The following is a 16,018-nucleotide window of genomic DNA, read 5'->3' as shown; positions in this document are numbered from 1 at the left end:
ATTACCACCATACCCCGGAATCGCGCACATGCGTTGGCCGATTTGGTCACGTAGTCGTCGTCACACTGATTGACCAGGGACTTCCGCCGTGCTGTGAGCGGGCTATTGTGCGCTTCATGACGACCGCTGACAACGCCTCCGACGGACCCGCCGAACCCACCGGAGTCGCCGCCCAGGACTGGGCGACGGCCGCCGCCGACCCGCAGTACCGCAACGCGGTGGTGGACCTGCTCGGCGCGCTCGCGTACGGCGAGCTGGCGGCGTTCGAGCGGCTCGCGGAGGACGCCAAGCTGGCGCCGACGCTCGCGGACAAGGCGGAGCTGGCGAAGATGGCGTCGGCCGAGTTCCACCACTTCGAGCAGCTCAGGGACCGGCTCACGGAGATCGGGGCCGAGCCGACCGACGCGATGCAGCCGTTCGTCGCCGCGCTCGACGGCTTCCACAAGCAGACGGCGCCCTCGGACTGGCTGGAAGGGCTCGTCAAGGCGTACGTCGGCGACTCGATCGCCAGCGACTTCTACCGCGAGGTCGCCGCCCGCCTCGACAAGGACTCCCGCTTGCTCGTGCTCGGGGTCCTGGACGACACCGGGCACGCCAGTTTCGCCGTAGAAAAGGTACGCGCCGCGATCGACGCGGATCCGCGCGTGGGTGGCCGACTCGCCCTGTGGGCACGGCGGTTGATGGGTGAGGCGCTGTCGCAGTCCCAGCGGGTGGTCGCCGACCGGGACGCGCTGTCGACGATGCTGGTGGGTGGCGTGGCCGACGGTTTCGACCTCGCGGAGGTCGGCCGGATGTTCTCCCGGATCACCGAGGCGCACACCAAGCGGATGGCGGCACTGGGGCTCGCCGCCTAGTTACGGCTATGCGGGGGCGGATCGTCCCCGGAGTCGTCTCGCGGGTCGAAGGAGCAGCGACAGCGAGGCGGCCGAGACGACCGCCGCGCCGAGCAGGCTCGGCAGACCGCTGCCGGGGCCCAGCGCGCTGTGGGTGACGAAGTCACCGAAAAGGGCTCCGGCGACACCCGTGGAGAACACCAGGGCGCGGGTCGGCAGACGGTGGGCGAGCCGGTGGGTGGCCGCCCACGCGAGCAGCAGACCCAGCACTGCGGAGCCGAGCGCTTCCAGGATCATCACGGGGGTCCCTCCCACGGTCGGCCTGCGTACTGCGGTCGTAGCCGGTCATACCCGTGACCTGCGGAATGCAATCCTCCCCTGTGGGTGACTTGTGCTCCATCTGTGGCGGAAACGCGAGGGGGCCCGGTGACCTCGTCGGTCACCGGGCCCCCTCGTCCGTTCGCGACTACAGCGCGCCGAAGCCCACCTTGCGCGGGGCCGCCTCGCCGAGCTCGACGTAGGCGAGTCGGTCGGCGGGGACGAGAACCTTGCGGCCGTGCTCGTCCACGAGGCTCAGCAGCGGAGCCTTCCCGGTCAGTGCCTCGGCCACGGCCTGCTCGACCTCCTCGGCGCTCTGACCGGTCTCCAGAACGATCTCGCGAGGCGTGTGCAGCACGCCGATCTTGACCTCCACGCTATGTCCCTCCGACGGTCAGCAAAGTGCGCGATCTTCCGCGCCGTACTCAGCACACATTAGCCCGGTGAGGGGACGGAGATGTTCAGCGCCGGGAACGCCAGGAGCGAACAACGGACGGGAACAAAAAGGGAGCCCGGGGGTCAGTGGTGCTGCTCGTTCCCGTGCAGCGGGAAACCGGCGATGCCGCGCCACGCCAGCGAGGCCAGCAGCTGGACCGCCTGGTCGCGCGGCACGCTGCGGTCGCTGTGCAGCCAGGAGCGGGCGACGACCTGGGCGAGGCCGCCAAGACCCGAGGCCAGCAGCATCGACTCGGCCCGCGACAGGCCGGTGTCCTCGGCGATGACGTCGCAGATCGCCTCGGCGCACTCGTTCGTCACCTTGTCGACGCGCTCGCGCACGGCGGGCTCGTTCGTCAGGTCCGACTCGAAGACCAGCCGGAAGGCGCCGCCGTCGTCCTCGACGTAGGCGAAGTACGCGTCCATCGTCGCCCGGACGCGCTGCTTGTTGTCGGACGTCGACGCGAGCGCGGTCTGCACCGCCTGGATCAGCGACTCGCAGTGCTGGTCGAGGAGGGCGAGGTAGAGGTCGAGCTTGCCGGGGAAGTGCTGGTAGAGCACCGGCTTGCTGACGCCGGCGCGCTCGGCGATGTCGTCCATCGCGGCCGCGTGGTACCCCTGCGCGACGAAGACCTCCTGGGCGGCGCCCAGCAGCTGGTTCCGTCGGGCACGGCGCGGCAGGCGGGTGCCCCGCGGGCGCGCCGCCTCTGTCTGCTCGATGGCTGTCACGCCGCCTCCCAAATGTCGTCCTCATGCGGTGAGCGCCGCGCCGCCATCGTACTTTTCGGTAACCGTGGTGTGCGCGGTGCGAGCGCAGAATTTCACGGACCGGACGGCTGCGAAAGCGGCGCAAAGTGTTTCGAAGGGGGATGGAGCGGGCAGGGGAGGGCGCCTCGGCGCCTGTTTCTTACCCGCCGAGGACAGCGGTGACAGGGGGGCGTCAGCGATAGTCGTCCTCGTCGAGGGAGACGACCCGGGCCTGTTCGATGACGTCGGCCTCGTTCGCGGAGTCCGGATCCAGCGCCGTCAGCGGGTCGTCGTGGTCCGGTGTGAGGTCCGTCAGCTGCTCGGCGGCGTCGTTCTCTGGTGCTTCGACGTCGAGTTCGGCGTCGTCGTTCTCGACCTCGAAGGTCTCGGGATCGGTGGGGTCGACGGCCATTGCGGACTCCCTTCCAGGTACGAGCCTAGGACCCACCCGACCGGGACGCCATGCGGTGAGTGGGTCCATGCGCGGCCCATGGGTGTGTCTGCGCGCGGACCTGTGGGTGTGTCTGTGACGGCGAACACACGAGCCACTGCGTGATCGTCTCGTAACATTGCCGCATGTCTTCGACAGAGCTGCCTTCCGTGTCGGCCGCCAGTGTGCTCCCCAAGGTGGCGCCCGTCAGGGTCGGCGAAGGGGAGCGGCTCCGGTCGGTCGGGCTGCCGGGGATCACCCTCACGGTGCGGTCCAGGCCCCCGGTACGCGAAGGACTGCCACCCGCGCTCTACGTCCACGGGCTGGGCGGTTCCTCGCAGAACTGGTCGCAGCTCATGGCCGAGCTCGAGGGCCTGGTCGACAGTGAGGCCCTGGACCTGCCGGGCTTCGGCGACTCCCCGCCACCGGACGACGGCGACTACTCCGTCACCGGGCACGCGCGCGCGTGCATCCGCTACCTCGACGCGGCCGGGCGCGGCCCTGTTCACCTCTTCGGCAACTCGCTGGGCGGCGCGATCGCGACCCGGGTGGCCGCGGTGCGCCCCGACCTCGTCCGCACGCTCACGCTGATCTCCCCGGCCCTGCCGGAGATCCGCGTCCAGCGCTCGGCGGTGCCGACGGCACTGCTGGGCGTACCGGGGATCGCGGCCCTGTTCACCCGCATCAGCAGGGACTGGACGGCCGAACAGCGCGTCCGCGGCGTCCTCGGTCTCTGCTACGGCGACCCCGGCCAGGTGACACCCGAGGCGTTCCGCCACGCCGTCGAGGAACTGGAGCGGCGCCTGCAACTGCCGTACTTCTGGGACGCGATGGCCCGTTCCTCCCGCGGCATCGTCAACGCGTACACCCTGGGCGGCCAACACGGCCTCTGGCGCCAGGCCGAACGCGTCCTGGCCCCCACCCTCCTCGTCTACGGCGGCCGCGACCAACTGGTCGGCTACCGCATGGCCCAGCGGGCCGCCCGCACCTTCCGCGACTCCCGCCTGCTGTCCCTGCCGGACGCCGGGCACGTCGCGATGATGGAGTACCCGGAGACGGTGGCGACGGCGTTCCGCGAACTCCTGGCGGACTCAGGGGAGTTGGCGTCCGCTGCTGGTGAGCGCCCCGGTGCCGCGAGCGATCGCCGTACCGTCGAGACGGAAGGTTTCGGCCGAGGTGGCGGGGGCGGTGCGCGGGGGTCCCGTGACGGCGTTTCGGTGCGTACGGTGAGGGATGCCGACGGCGCCGGAGCGAGTACGGGGTCCGGTGCCGGGGCCAATGACAAGGCCGACGATACGAACGCGGGGAGCTGAGGGGGCGACGTGGGACGCCATAGTCGCCGCAGGTCCGCCGCGAAGGGTGACCCCGCGGACATAGGCAGGGGGGCCGGGACAGGCGCTCAGGGTTCCGACAGGGGCCAGGGGGGTCGGTCCGGGGCAGGCACAGGTGCAGGTGTGGGTCGGCGGGGTGGATCCGAGGCTGGTGCGGTGCCTGGGCGCGGGGCGCGTCCTGGGGCGGATGAGGTAGGGGACGGCAGCCGGGCGGGTCAGCGCGTTGTGCCGCCGGGGCGTTCGGTGCCGGGTGAGAGTGCGGGTGCCGGGGTAGGGCAGAGGCGGCCCGGACCTGGGGTGATACCTGGCCGGCAGCAGCCTTCGGCAGGCGGGAACCCGGGGTACGGGGCGTCGCAATTCCCTGAGGGGACGCCGGCTCATGGGGTGCCGCGCGTGGGGGACGGCCCGCCTGTGCGGGGTGTCCCGCGCTCCGGAGGAGGGGCGACCGGCCAAGGGGGGTCGCGTCTGCCGGACGGGACTCCGGCTCAAGGGATACCGGGCTTCGTGGATGGGACCCCGGGTCAAGGCATACCGGGCTTCGTGGATGGGACTCCGGCTCACGGTGTACCGCGTTTCCAAGGAGTGCCGCCCGGGCAGGGTGCGCCGCGTTTCGCGGACGGGACCCCGGCTCAGGGGGTGCCTCGTTTTCAGGGTGGGCCGCCCGGTCAAGGGCAGTCGCGCCTTTCGGACGGGACCCCGGCTCACGGGATTCCCGGTATGGCGGACGGCACGCCTGCGTGGGGAGTTCCGCGTTCCCCAGGGACAGCGCCCGCTCAAGGGGGGCCGCGTTTCGCGGATGGAACCCCGGCCCACGGCGTGCCGCGCTTCCAGGGGTCGTCGCCCGCGCAGGGTGCGCAGAGTTTTCCAGACGGGACTCCCGCCCATGGAGTGCCGCGTTTCCGGAGCGCGCCGCCCGCTCAAGCAGGACAGCGTCTCCCTGACGGGACCCCGGCTCACGGGACCCCGGGTTTCTTCGGCGGTGCTCCTACTCCTGGAGACCCGCGTCTCCCTGATGGCACTCCCGCGCGCGGAGTCCCCCGTTTGCCGGACGGCACGCCTGCTCGTGGCGTCCCGGGGTTTGCGGACGGAACTCCGGCTCACGGTGTTCCCCGGCTTCCTGATGGCACTCCGGCGCATGGCTTTCCGAGGCTGCCCGACGGAACTCCGGCCCACGGTGTCCCGCGGCTGCCGGACGGTACTCCGGCGCATGGCTTTCCCAGGCTTCCCGACGGCACCCCGGCACACGGCGTGCCTCGGCTGCCGGACGGCACGCCCGCGCACGGCTTTCCCAGGCTTCCTGATGGCACCCCGGCTCGCGGTGTTCCCCGCACGCCTGACGGCACTCCTGCGCACGGCACACCCCGTTTCTTCGGCGGCACCCGCGCGCAAGGAACTCCCGGCTTCCCCGAAGGCACTCCCGCGCGCGGTGTCCCCCGTGTCCCCGACGGCACCCCCCAAGCCCGTGCCGGTCACCCCCAGCAGCCTGAATCCGGTGGTGGCTGGGGTGAGTTGAGGGGACGTGCCGGTGTGGGATACGGCGTGCCGCGCGGACCTCTCGGCACTCCTCAAGGTCCGCCCGGCGTACCTGGTGCAACTGGTACCCCTGTTACGCCCCAAGCCCCCGCCGCCGCCATGCCCTCCGGCCCGGGTGGCCCGGCGGTCTCCATACCTCGGCAGCGCCAGGCCCCTCAGCCCGGTCGCCGGCGACACGGTCGGGCCGGTCGTGGGCCCCGGCAGGACTATGTCGACGCCTTCGAAGCGGGCGACGAGGACGTCTTCGCGCCTCGGACAGGCGTCGCGACGCACCCCAGCGACCCGTACGGCTCCGTCACCGACTGGGCCCCCGAGAGCGACGTCGACACCGATGGCGACACCGGCGACGCGCCTCCCGCCGACCCTGACCGGACCGGCTCCGCGCCCGCCCCCGCCAAGGGCCGCAAGGGACGCGCCTACACCGGCATCGCGGCCGCTGCCGTCACCACCGTGCTGGCCGTCATCGTGGCCGGGCAGGTCGCCAAGGACGGCGGCGACGACGGTGTGCGGTCGCAGGCGGCCACCGATCAGGCCCGTGACGTGAGGGGGACGGCCTCGCCGCAGTCCAGCCCGTCCGCCTCTCCCCGCGTGGCGACACTGACGTACGCGCAGATGATGGACAAGAAGTACCCGCTCAGCGCCAAGCTCAAGGGGCCGGACAAGTTCGACGCGGTGCCCGGTGTCGACAAGGCGCCCGGCAAGGGGCACAAGTACACGTACCGCGTGGACGTGGAACAGGGACTCGGGCTCGACGGGACGCTCTTCGCCGAGGCCGTGCAGAAGACGCTCAACGACGGCCGGAGTTGGGCCCACAACGGTGCCCGTACCTTCGAGCGGATCTACTCCGGCAAACCGGACTTCGTGATCACCCTGGCCAGCCCTGGTACTACCGCCAAGTGGTGCGCCAAGTCCGGGCTCGACACGACTGAGGACAACGTGTCGTGCGACTCGGCCTCCACCGAACGCGTGATGATCAATGCGTATCGATGGGCGCAGGGGTCGTCAACATATGGGGACAAGATGTACGCGTATCGACAGATGTTGATCAACCATGAAGTCGGTCATCGTCTCGGCTACGGGCACGTCACCTGCGACAAGGACGGCGAGTTGGCGCCGGTCATGCAGCAGCAGACCAAGTTCCTCGACCATGACGGGATCCACTGCCTCGCGAACCCCTGGCCGTACCCGGGGAGTTGACGGGCGACGCTTATGTCACATTGACACGAGCCGCAACTTCCTTCATATTTTTGGGCATGTGGTCTAGTCATGTCGCGAATCGCGCCGCCATCGAGCTGGCGCTCATCGGCGTGACCCCGCTCTGCGTGGCCGACATCCTCTGTCGCTGAACACCGCCCCTGGCGTTCGTGTCGCGACCCGCACCATCACGCCCTTGCCCGTGTGACTTCGGCAGGGCATTTCCGACGACCTGACGCCGGGGCAGACGCCTGTTCACTTCCGTCTCACCCCTCGTCCATCTGTCTCACTATTCGGGAAACCCCATGAGAATTCCCGAGCATCCCCCCGAGAGGTCGTCATTCCGATGCGTCAACCGTCCGTCATAGCCCGGCGCGTGGCCGTGGCATCCGTCAGCCTGGCCGTGGCAGCGGGCGCCGCCGCCTGCGGGCCGAAGGACAACGATGCCAAGGGCTCCGGTGGCGACTCCACGCCGCACAAGGGCGGCACGCTCACGGTCCTGAACTCCAACCCCCAGGAGGACTTCGACCCGGCGCGCCTGTACACCTCCGGCGGCGGCAACGTCCCGTCCCTCGTCTTCCGCACCCTTACCACTCGCAACCGCGAGAACGGCGCGGCCGGCGCCAAGGTCGTCCCGGACCTCGCCACCGACACCGGGCGCCCCAACAAGGACGCGACCGTGTGGACGTACACCCTGAAGAAGGGCCTCAAGTACGAGGACGGCACCGCGATCACCTCGGCCGACATCAAGTACGGCATCGAGCGCTCCTTCGCCCCCGAACTCTCCGGGGGTGCGCCCTACTTGAGGGACTGGCTGGTCGGCGCGGCCGACTACCAGGGGCCGTACAAGGACAAGAAGGGGCTCAGCGCCATTGAGACTCCTGACAGCCTGACCATCGTCTTTCATCTGAACAAGCCCGAGGGCGAGTTCCCCTACCTCGCCACGCAGACGCAGTTCACACCCGTCCCGAAGGCGAAGGACACGGGGACGAAGTACGAGCAGCACCCGATCTCGTCGGGGCCGTACAAGGTCGTCAGTAACCAGAACGACGGTGAGACGCTCGTCCTGGAGCGCAACAAGTACTGGTCCACGGCCACGGACGCCGAGCGCAAGGCCTACCCGGACAAGATCGACGTGAAGTCGGGGCTCGACTCGTCCGTGATCAACCAGCGGCTGTCGTCGTCCCAGGGGACGGACGCCGCCGCCGTGACGACGGACACCAACCTCGGGCCGGCCGAGCTGGCCAAGGTGACCGGTGACAAGGAGCTCGCGGCGCGCGTCGGCACCGGGCACTTCGGTTACACGAACTACATCGCGTTCAACCCGACGGTCGCGCCGTTCAACAACGTCAAGGTGCGGCAGGCGATCTCGTACGCCATCGACCGGTCGTCGGTGGTCAACGCGGCCGGCGGTTCGTCGCTCGCCGAGGCCGCGACCACGTTCCTGCCGAACCAGAAGTCCTTCGGCTACGACCCCTACGACCTCTTCCCGGCGGGCGCTTCCGGCAACGCGGCCAAGGCCAAGGAGCTGCTGAAGGAGGCCGGTTACCCGAAGGGGATCACCGTCACCCTGACGCACTCCAACGACAAGGACTTCGAGACCAGCCCGGAGATCGCGACCGCGATCCAGGACGCGCTCAAGAAGGCCGGCATCACCGTCAAGCTGCAGGGCCTGGAGATCAACGACTACAAGGACAAGATCCACAGCGTCAAGACCGAGCCGGGCTTCTTCCTCGCCCACTGGGGTGCCGACTGGCCCTCCGGCGGTCCCTTCCTCGCCCCGATCTTCGACGGCCGTCAGATCGTCAAGGACGGCGCGAACTTCAACACCGGCCTGCTCAATGACAAGTCGGTCAATGCCGAGATTGACGCGATCAACAAGTTGACGAATCTTGACGAGGCCGCCAAGCGGTGGGGTGCACTGGACAAGAAGATCGGCGAGCAGGCCCTGACCGTGCCGCTGTTCCACCCCGTCTACAAGCGACTGGTCGGCAAGGACATCAAGAACGTCGTGATCAGCGACTGGACCGGCGTCCTGGACATCTCCCAGGTCGCGGTCAAGTAACCCCATGAGCGAGGCACTTGTCGCCTCCCAGCCCGCCGGGACGGACGTCTCCGTCCCGGCGGGCTCGGGGGCCCGTCAGTTCTGGCGGCGGCTGCGCGCGCAGCGCGCCGCCCTCGTTGCGGCGGTCGTCGTCGCCCTGCTCGTCCTGGTCGCGCTCGCCGCGCCGCTGCTCACCGCGATCGAGGGCCAGGACCCCTTCACCTACCACCCCTCGCTCATCGACTCCGCGCGCGGGGGCGTGCCGACCGGCTCCCTCGGGGGCATCACCGCCGACCACTGGCTCGGCGTCGAACCGCAGACAGGCCGCGACCTCTTCGCCCGCCTCGCGTACGGCGCCCGGGTCTCGCTCGGCGTCGCCCTGGGGGCGACCGTCGTACAGGTCACCATCGGGGTAGTGATCGGTGTCGCGGCCGCGCTCGGCAGTCGATGGGTTGATCAACTGTTGAGCCGGATCACCGACATCATCGTGGCGATGCCGTTGATGATCATGTCGTTGGCCCTGCTGGCGATCGTGCCCAGCAGCTTCCCGCGGCCCCTGCTGGTCGCGCTCGTCATCGGGCTCATCGCCTGGGGCAACATCGCGAAGATCGTGCGCGCCCAGACGCTCACCCTCAAGGAGCTCGACTACGTCTCCGCCGCCCGGCTCAGCGGCTGGGGCACCTGGCGCATCGCCCGCCGCGAACTGCTTCCCGGGCTGGCCGCCCCCGTCATCACGTACGCGGCGCTCCTCGTACCGATCAACATCACCACCGAAGCCGCGCTGTCCTTCCTCGGCGTCGGTGTGAAGCCCCCGACGCCCTCCTGGGGACAGATGCTCACCGCCGCCGACGTCTGGTACCAGGCCGCCCCGCAGTACCTGCTGCTGCCCGCCGGCGCCCTCTTCGTCACCGTCCTGTCGCTGACCGTCCTGGGCGACGGCATCCGCACGGCCCTCGACCCGCGCGCGGCCTCCCGCCTGCGGATCGGCACCGGCCGCAAGCGCGAGGCCAAGGCGGACGCGAGCGCCAAGGGCACGACTACGAAGAGCGCGAATTCCAAGGAGGCCAGTTCATGAGCGGCTTCGGAGGGTTCGTCCTGCGCCGCGGTATCGGCACCGTGATCACCCTGCTCGCCATCTCGGTGATCGTCTACGTCGTCTTCTTCGTCACCCCCGGCAACGTCGCTCAGATCACCTGCGGCCCGCGCTGCTCCCCGGAGCAAGTGCACCAGGTCGCCCAGCAGTTGAGGCTCGACGACCCGCTGTACCTCCGCTACTGGCACTTCCTTCAGGGCATCCTCGTCGGCCAGGACTACTCCACGGGCACCTCCGTGGAGCACTGCTCGGCGCCCTGCCTCGGGCTGTCGTACCAGGGCGACCAGCAGGTCACCCAGCTGATCCTGGCGAAACTGCCAGTCAGCCTGTCGCTCGTGTTCGGCGCGATGGTGCTGTGGCTGATCCTCGGGGTCGGCACCGGCGTCCTGTCCGCGTGGCGGCGCGGCCGGTTCACCGAGCGCCTGCTGACCGGCATCACCCTCGCGGGCGTCGCCACCCCGGTCTTCGTGATCGGCCTGGTGCTGATGATCGTCGTCTGCGGGCAGCTCCAACTGCTGCCCTTCCCGCAGTACGTCGGCCTCACCGACGACCCCGAACAGTGGGCCTGGAACCTGCTGTTGCCCTGGCTCTCGCTGGCCCTCATCGAAGCCGCCGCGTTCGCCCGGCTCACCCGGGCGTCGATGCTGGAGACGCTCGCCGAGGACCACATCCGCACGTTCCGCGCGTACGGCGTCGGCGAGCGGTCGATCATCGGACGGCACGCGCTGCGCGGGGCGTTCGCGCCGATCATCGCGCTCAACGCCAACAACGTCGGCTCGGCGGTCGGCGGCGCGGTGCTCACCGAGACGCTCTTCGGACTGCCCGGCATCGGACAGGAACTCGTCCATGCCGTCAATGTCGTCGACCTTCCTGTGGTCGTCGGCATGGTCCTCGTCATCGGCTTCTTCGTAGTCATCGCCAACGCCGTCGCGGACGTGCTGTACGCGGTGGCCGACCGACGGGTGGTGCTCGCATGAGCCTGGTGAACAGCTCGGTGGACGGCTCGACGGACGTCCTGGTGGAAGTCACCGACCTGACCGTCGGGTTCGGGTCGCTGCGCGCCGTCGACGGCCTCTCCTTCAGCCTGGAGAAGGGCGCCGCGCTCGGCCTGGTCGGCGAGTCCGGCTCGGGCAAGTCCACGGTCGCCTCGGCCCTGTTGGGGCTGCACCGTGGCACGGGGGCCGACGTCGGCGGCTCGGTGCGCGTGGCCGGCATCGACGTACAGGAGGCGTCCGACGCGGACCTGAGGCTGTTGCGCGGCGGGAAGGCCGCGATGGTCTTCCAGGACCCGCTGTCGTCCCTGGACCCGTACTACGCGATCGGTGACCAGATAGCCGAGGTCTATCGCGTGCACACGCGCGTGTCGCGTCGGGCGGCACGCGCGCGTGCCGTCGAGGTACTGGACCGGGTGGGAATTCCGGACGCGCTACGGCGATCGCGTTCGCGCCCGCACGAGTTCAGCGGCGGGATGCGGCAGCGCGCGCTCATCGCCATGGCGCTCGCCTGTGAGCCGGACCTGTTGATCGCCGACGAGCCGACGACCGCGCTCGATGTGACCGTCCAGGCGCAGATCCTCGACCTGCTGCACACGCTGCGCGAGGAGACCGGCCTGGGGCTGCTGCTCGTCACGCACGACGTGGGTGTGGCCGCCGAGAGCGTCGACGAGATCCTGGTCATGCGGCACGGGCGGGCCGTCGAACACGGGCCGGTGGACACCGTGCTCGGGGCGCCGACCGAGCCGTACACCCGGGATCTGCTCGGCGCGGTCCCGCGCGTGGACGTGCCGCGGGCGCCCTCCGAGGCGTCCCTGACGAACGCGGAGGTCGTCCTGGAGGCCACGGGCCTGCGGCGCGAATTCGGGCGCGGGAAGAGGGCGTTCGCGGCCGTGGACGACGTGTCGCTGACGATCCACCGGGGCGAGACCCTCGGCATCGTGGGCGAGAGCGGCAGCGGCAAGACGACGCTGGGCCGGATGCTGGTCGGGCTGCTGAAGCCGACGGCCGGCGAGATCAAGCCCGGCGGAGGCGTACGCCCCGACGTCCAGATGGTCTTCCAGGACCCCGTCTCCTCCCTCAACCCCCGCCGCAGCGTGGGCGAGTCGATCGCCGACCCGCTCCGCGCGCGTGGCGAACGAGACGAGGGGCGCATTCGGGGGCGCGTAAGCGAACTGCTGGAGCGCGTGGGGCTCGAAGGGGCGCACTACGACCGCTACCCGCACGAGTTCAGCGGCGGTCAGCGCCAGCGCGTCGGCATCGCACGGGCGCTCGCGGCCGACCCGCGCGTGATCGTGTGCGACGAACCCGTCTCCGCGCTCGACGTCACCACACAGGCCCAGGTCGTCGCCCTGCTCGGCGAACTCCAGCGCGAACTGGGCCTCGCGCTCGTGTTCGTCGCCCACGACCTCGCCGTCGTACGCCAGGTCAGCGACCGGGTCGCAGTGATGCGACGCGGGAGGATCGTTGAACAAGGCCCCGCCGACGAGGTCTACGACTCCCCGCAGGACCCGTACACGAAGCAACTCCTCGCCGCCGTACCGGCCCTCGATCCCCAGGTCGCGGCTCAGCGCAGGGCGGTGCGACGGGAGTTGGCGACGGCGTGAGGATCGTTGAACGATCCTCTTCCTGATGGTCGTTCAGTGATCCCGAAGTGATCCCTTAGCGCGAGCGAACGCGACCCGCACGGGAAAGTTACGACCGTTCACCCCTTTTGGTGGCGCGATGGACAACCGTCCATCGCGCCACCGCCTTGTCCGCATACGTTCGTCCCGCTGCGAGCCGCCGGGTCAACGGCGGCTCCCCATATGGGAGATCGGGGGTGTGCCCGTGCGCATAGGACTGCTTACGGAGGGTGGCTATCCGTATGTGAGCGGTGACGCCAGACTCTGGTGCGACCGGCTCGTACGCGGGCTCGGGCAGCACGAGTTCGACATCTACGCGCTCAGCCGCAGCGAGCGCCAGGAGAGCGAGGGCTGGCTCGAACTGCCGCCCCAGGTCAGCCGGGTGCGTACCGCGCCGCTGTGGAGCGCCGAGGACGACGGAGTGGTGCACGGGCGCCGCGCGCGCCGGCGGTTCGGCGAGTGCTACGAGGAACTGGCGGCCGTGCTGTGCGCGGGCGACGGGCAGGCTTCCGACACCGCCGTCACAGGGCCCACGGAGCTTCCGGCGGCGGCCTCCGCCGATGTGGCGGACCGTTTCGCCAACGCGCTGTACGGGCTCGCGGAACTCGCCCGCGACGAGGGCGGACTCGTCACCGCGCTGCGCTCCGAACGCGCCGTACGTGCGCTGGAACGCGCCTGTCGTGCGCCCGGCGCACTCCGCACGGCACGCGAGGCGCGCGTACCCGAACTCCTCACCGTCGCCGCGCACTTGGAACGCGCCCTGCGCCCCCTCTCGCTCGACTGGTACGAGGACGACGCCCTCGGCTCCGTAGACCTCTGCCACGCCACGGCCGGCGGCACCGCGGCCCTGCCCGGCCTGCTCGCCCGGCACTTCGCCGGCGTACCGCTGCTGGTGACCGAGTACGGCGTGCAGCTGCGGACGCACTACCTGGCCTCCGCCGACGCCCCGCCCGCCGTACGGGCCCTGCTCGGCGCCTTCCACAGCAGGCTGGCCGCCGAGATCTACCGGCGGGCCGCGCTGATCACCCCCGGCAACAGCCACACCCGCCGCTGGCAGGAACGCTGCGGCGCCGACCGTACGAAGATCCGCACGGTCTACCCGGGCATGGAGGCGTCCCGCTTCGCGGAGGTGGGCGAGGAGGCCGACCGCGCCGACGCGGACACGCTCGTGTGGGTCGGCCGTATCGAACCCGCGAAGGACCTGATCTCCCTGCTCCACGCCTTCGCGGAGATCCGCAAGGAGGAGCCCAAGGCGCGCCTGCGGATCGTCGGAGCGGCCTCCGGCGCCGAGGGCGAGGCCTACCTGGGCCACTGCCGGGCACTGGCCGCGCAACTCTTTCCCGACGAGGCCGAGGGTGTGCACGCGGTCGGCGACAACCCGGTGTCCTTCGAGGAGATCGGCGGCCCGGAAGCCCCCACGCTCGCCGAGGCGTACGCGGCCGGCACGGTGATCGTCCTCTCCAGCGTCGTCGAGGGCTTCCCGATCGGCCTGGTCGAAGCCATGTTCTGCGGCCGGGCCACCGTGTCCACCGACGTCGGCGCGGTCGTCGAGGTCATCGGCGGCACGGGGCTCGTCGTCCCCCCGCGCAATCCACGGGCGCTCGCCGAGGCGTGCGTGAGCCTGCTGCGCGACCCCGAGCGCCGTGAGCGCCTCGGCGCCGCCGCGCGCGCCCGCGCACTCGAACTGTTCACCATCGAACAGAACATCACGGCATTTCACGGCATTTACCTGGAGATCGTCTCGCACTCCCCGATCCACCGCGTAGTCCTCGACGACGCCGGTGACCCCCTTCCCTTCGCCGCCCCCGCCGAGGGCCACGTCCCCGGCCGCTGGACCGGCCCCAGGACGGGCCCGACGGCCCGCGTCGTCGCCCGAGGCGGCCCACGCTGGGCGGCGGGAGCGCCGGTACGCGCGACAACTCCCTTGCCCGCGACGGAGGCGGCCCGATGAGCGGCCTCGGCGAACTCGACCGCCCCGGGAGGCCCGGTGGCGCGGGGGCGTGGGATGCGCAGTCGGAGGAGTGGCTTGGCGGACGGGGGGAGTCGGAGACGGAGGGGGAAGCGCCGGGCGAGCCAGGGACGCCGACGCTCGCGCGCCCACTCGGCGGTGAGGAACTCGACGATCTCGGCGTACCGGGCGAGCAGGGGCCGGCGCGGGACGTGCCGGGCGGAGTCGGGGTTCGGGACCTGAGCGAGGGGGACTCGGGGGAGAGGAACCCGAAGCAGCCACTCACCCCCCGCACCACGCCCGACCAGACCCCCCGCAAACCCGCCCCCACCCGGCGCGGCGCAGCCGACCCCGTGAAGGCGCTGATGCACCGGCACCGTGAGCTGTGCGAGCGTGCCGTCGACCCGTTGGAGATCGCGGCGGGCCTTGAGGCGCACGGGGTCACCGACCGGACCGCTGCCCGTTTCCGGCACCGGGACGTCTTCTCGCTCGCCGAGGAGATGTACGCACGCGTGCCCAGGGACGACGCGGCGACCCCGCACCCCGACGCCGCGGCCGCGCAGCCACCCCGCGCCGGCTGGGCCGTACTCGCCCTCCTGCCCGGAGTCCTCTGCGCCGCGACCGTGACCGGCCTGCGCCTCACGGACGGTCGGCTGCGGCTGACGGTGGCCGTCGTCGGCGTCCTGGCCGTGGCCCTCGGCGTGCGCCTGGCGCTCGGCCGCGGTCCGCTGAGCACCCCGCCCGGCACGCACGCGTGGCGCACGCCGCCCGGTACGCGCCTGTGGACGTACTGGCTGCTCGCCTACGCCCTCCTCGGCGACGGACTGCTCCGCGCGGCGGACGACGGCGGGCCCGACGGCCTGCCGACCGGCGCCACGGGCGGACCCTGGTCGCCGGCCACCGCACCCGTCCTGGCCCTCACCCTGGCCTGCGCCCCCGCGGCCTGGTGCGCCCACCACTTCGCCGTACGCGCCCGGCGCAAGCTCGCGACCAGCCGCGGCCTGGAGGACTTCGCCGACTCCGTGCAACCGCTGCTGCTCGGCACGTTCGCTCTGTTCCTGTGTGCCCTCACCGCCCTGCTCGCTCTCTGCGGCGCGGTCCTGGGCGAGCCTGCCGCCTACGCGCAGGCCCTCACCCTGGGCGCCCTGTTGTTGCTCGCCCGCCTCCTCACCGTCCACGGCTTCACCCACGCGCCGACCCTCGCCCTCGGCGCGGCAGCCGCGACCGAGGCGACGGCCCTGTGCCTGGACTTCATCGGCCGGCTCCCCGGCTGCGGCTTCCTGGCCACCCCCGTCGAAACCCTCATGGACTCCTGGGGCCCGGGCAGCATCCCCGCCCTCGCCTGCGGAGTCGCCGCCCTGATCCTCCTGTTCCACACCACCCGCACGCTGACCAGAGCCTCCGCGCACGCGCCGGCGGACGAGCCGCGGTGACACGGACATGCCCCCACGCCAACCAGTCCCGTCACCCAGCCGCAGGCGCCCGGCCCCACCGC

The 16,018-nt window shown here is 71.0% G+C and carries 14 protein-coding genes; 10 read left to right on the top strand and 4 right to left on the bottom strand.

Translation table 11 applies throughout. The features are described from left to right. The first annotated feature begins 116 nt into the window (after nt 1-116). Nucleotides 117-854: a ferritin-like fold-containing protein gene (locus OO70_RS23120; RefSeq protein WP_106971747.1), complete on the top strand. Its 738-nt coding sequence runs from the start codon at nt 117-119 to the stop codon at nt 852-854. 6 nt (nt 855-860) lie between these two features. Here the strand turns inward: OO70_RS23120 and OO70_RS23115 are convergent, their stop codons facing one another. The 4 genes from OO70_RS23115 to OO70_RS23100 form a co-directional block, all read right to left on the bottom strand. Beyond that, nucleotides 861-1,130: a hypothetical protein gene (locus OO70_RS23115; protein WP_043674654.1), complete on the bottom strand. Its 270-nt coding sequence runs from the start codon at nt 1,128-1,130 to the stop codon at nt 861-863. Between the two features lie 169 nt (nt 1,131-1,299). Then, entirely contained in the window at nt 1,300-1,527 is a 228-nt protein-coding gene (locus OO70_RS23110) for a DUF3107 domain-containing protein (RefSeq protein WP_019072095.1), read from the bottom strand. Nucleotides 1,528-1,670: 143 nt separating this feature from the next. Continuing rightward, complete coding sequence (locus OO70_RS23105) at nt 1,671-2,315, bottom strand: TetR/AcrR family transcriptional regulator (RefSeq protein ID WP_043674651.1); 645 nt, start codon at nt 2,313-2,315, stop codon at nt 1,671-1,673. A 211-nt stretch (nt 2,316-2,526) separates the two neighbouring features. Beyond that, on the bottom strand, nt 2,527-2,745 hold the full coding sequence (locus OO70_RS23100; protein WP_043674648.1) for a hypothetical protein: 219 nt from the start codon (nt 2,743-2,745) through the stop codon (nt 2,527-2,529). A gap of 164 nt (nt 2,746-2,909) precedes the next feature. Between OO70_RS23100 and OO70_RS23095 the strand changes: the two genes are divergently transcribed. From OO70_RS23095 to OO70_RS23060, 9 genes are all read left to right on the top strand, one after another. Then, the gene (locus OO70_RS23095; protein WP_043674645.1) at nt 2,910-4,076 is read left to right on the top strand and encodes an alpha/beta fold hydrolase; all 1,167 of its coding nucleotides are present in this window, start codon (nt 2,910-2,912) and stop codon (nt 4,074-4,076) included. 1,167 nt (nt 4,077-5,243) lie between these two features. After that, nucleotides 5,244-6,824 carry a DUF3152 domain-containing protein gene (locus OO70_RS23090; protein ID WP_456113478.1) on the top strand — a complete coding sequence of 527 codons (1,581 nt, stop codon included), beginning with the start codon at nt 5,244-5,246 and terminating at the stop codon, nt 6,822-6,824. A 56-nt stretch (nt 6,825-6,880) separates the two neighbouring features. Further along, on the top strand, nt 6,881-6,973 hold the full coding sequence (locus tag OO70_RS56880) for an Ms4533A family Cys-rich leader peptide (RefSeq protein ID WP_317886218.1): 93 nt from the start codon (nt 6,881-6,883) through the stop codon (nt 6,971-6,973). A gap of 194 nt (nt 6,974-7,167) precedes the next feature. Beyond that, nucleotides 7,168-8,886 (top strand): ABC transporter substrate-binding protein, encoded by a 1,719-nt coding sequence (locus OO70_RS23085; RefSeq protein WP_043674638.1) that lies wholly within the window; start codon nt 7,168-7,170, stop codon nt 8,884-8,886. 4 nt (nt 8,887-8,890) lie between these two features. After that, complete coding sequence (locus OO70_RS23080) at nt 8,891-9,940, top strand: ABC transporter permease (protein WP_043674635.1); 1,050 nt, start codon at nt 8,891-8,893, stop codon at nt 9,938-9,940. Next, the gene (locus tag OO70_RS23075) at nt 9,937-10,935 is read left to right on the top strand and encodes an ABC transporter permease (RefSeq protein WP_043674632.1); all 999 of its coding nucleotides are present in this window, start codon (nt 9,937-9,939) and stop codon (nt 10,933-10,935) included. Before OO70_RS23080 ends, OO70_RS23075 begins: the two co-directional genes overlap by 4 nt. Further along, on the top strand, nt 10,932-12,557 hold the full coding sequence (locus OO70_RS23070) for a dipeptide ABC transporter ATP-binding protein (protein ID WP_043674630.1): 1,626 nt from the start codon (nt 10,932-10,934) through the stop codon (nt 12,555-12,557). The genes OO70_RS23075 and OO70_RS23070 overlap by 4 nt, the downstream gene beginning before the upstream one ends. A 223-nt stretch (nt 12,558-12,780) precedes the next feature. Then, nucleotides 12,781-14,526, top strand: a complete 1,746-nt coding sequence (locus OO70_RS23065) for a DUF3492 domain-containing protein (RefSeq protein WP_078651532.1) — start codon at nt 12,781-12,783, stop codon at nt 14,524-14,526. Next, complete coding sequence (locus OO70_RS23060) at nt 14,523-15,956, top strand: hypothetical protein (protein WP_043674626.1); 1,434 nt, start codon at nt 14,523-14,525, stop codon at nt 15,954-15,956. The genes OO70_RS23065 and OO70_RS23060 overlap by 4 nt, the downstream gene beginning before the upstream one ends. Nucleotides 15,957-16,018 lie beyond the last annotated feature (62 nt).

It is taken from the genome of Streptomyces xylophagus (genome assembly GCF_000716435.1).
GTDB lineage: Bacteria > Actinomycetota > Actinomycetes > Streptomycetales > Streptomycetaceae > Streptomyces > Streptomyces xylophagus.
This window is presented reverse-complemented; position numbering and strand designations above follow the sequence as displayed.

Bases quoted from the DNA above. Each gene is read 5' to 3' on its own strand.
- OO70_RS56880 (WP_317886218.1), top strand. From the start codon at position 6,881: ATGTGGTCTAGTCATGTCGCGAATCGCGCCGCCATCGAGCTGGCGCTC.
- OO70_RS23080 (WP_043674635.1), top strand. From the start codon at position 8,891: ATGAGCGAGGCACTTGTCGCCTCCCAGCCCGCCGGGACGGACGTCTCC.
- OO70_RS23085 (WP_043674638.1), top strand. From the start codon at position 7,168: ATGCGTCAACCGTCCGTCATAGCCCGGCGCGTGGCCGTGGCATCCGTC.
- OO70_RS23095 (WP_043674645.1), top strand. From the start codon at position 2,910: ATGTCTTCGACAGAGCTGCCTTCCGTGTCGGCCGCCAGTGTGCTCCCC.
- OO70_RS23120 (WP_106971747.1), top strand. From the start codon at position 117: ATGACGACCGCTGACAACGCCTCCGACGGACCCGCCGAACCCACCGGA.
- OO70_RS23060 (WP_043674626.1), top strand. From the start codon at position 14,523: ATGAGCGGCCTCGGCGAACTCGACCGCCCCGGGAGGCCCGGTGGCGCG.
- OO70_RS23070 (WP_043674630.1), top strand. From the start codon at position 10,932: ATGAGCCTGGTGAACAGCTCGGTGGACGGCTCGACGGACGTCCTGGTG.
- OO70_RS23075 (WP_043674632.1), top strand. From the start codon at position 9,937: ATGAGCGGCTTCGGAGGGTTCGTCCTGCGCCGCGGTATCGGCACCGTG.
- OO70_RS23115 (WP_043674654.1), bottom strand. From the start codon at position 1,130: ATGATCCTGGAAGCGCTCGGCTCCGCAGTGCTGGGTCTGCTGCTCGCG.
- OO70_RS23100 (WP_043674648.1), bottom strand. From the start codon at position 2,745: ATGGCCGTCGACCCCACCGATCCCGAGACCTTCGAGGTCGAGAACGAC.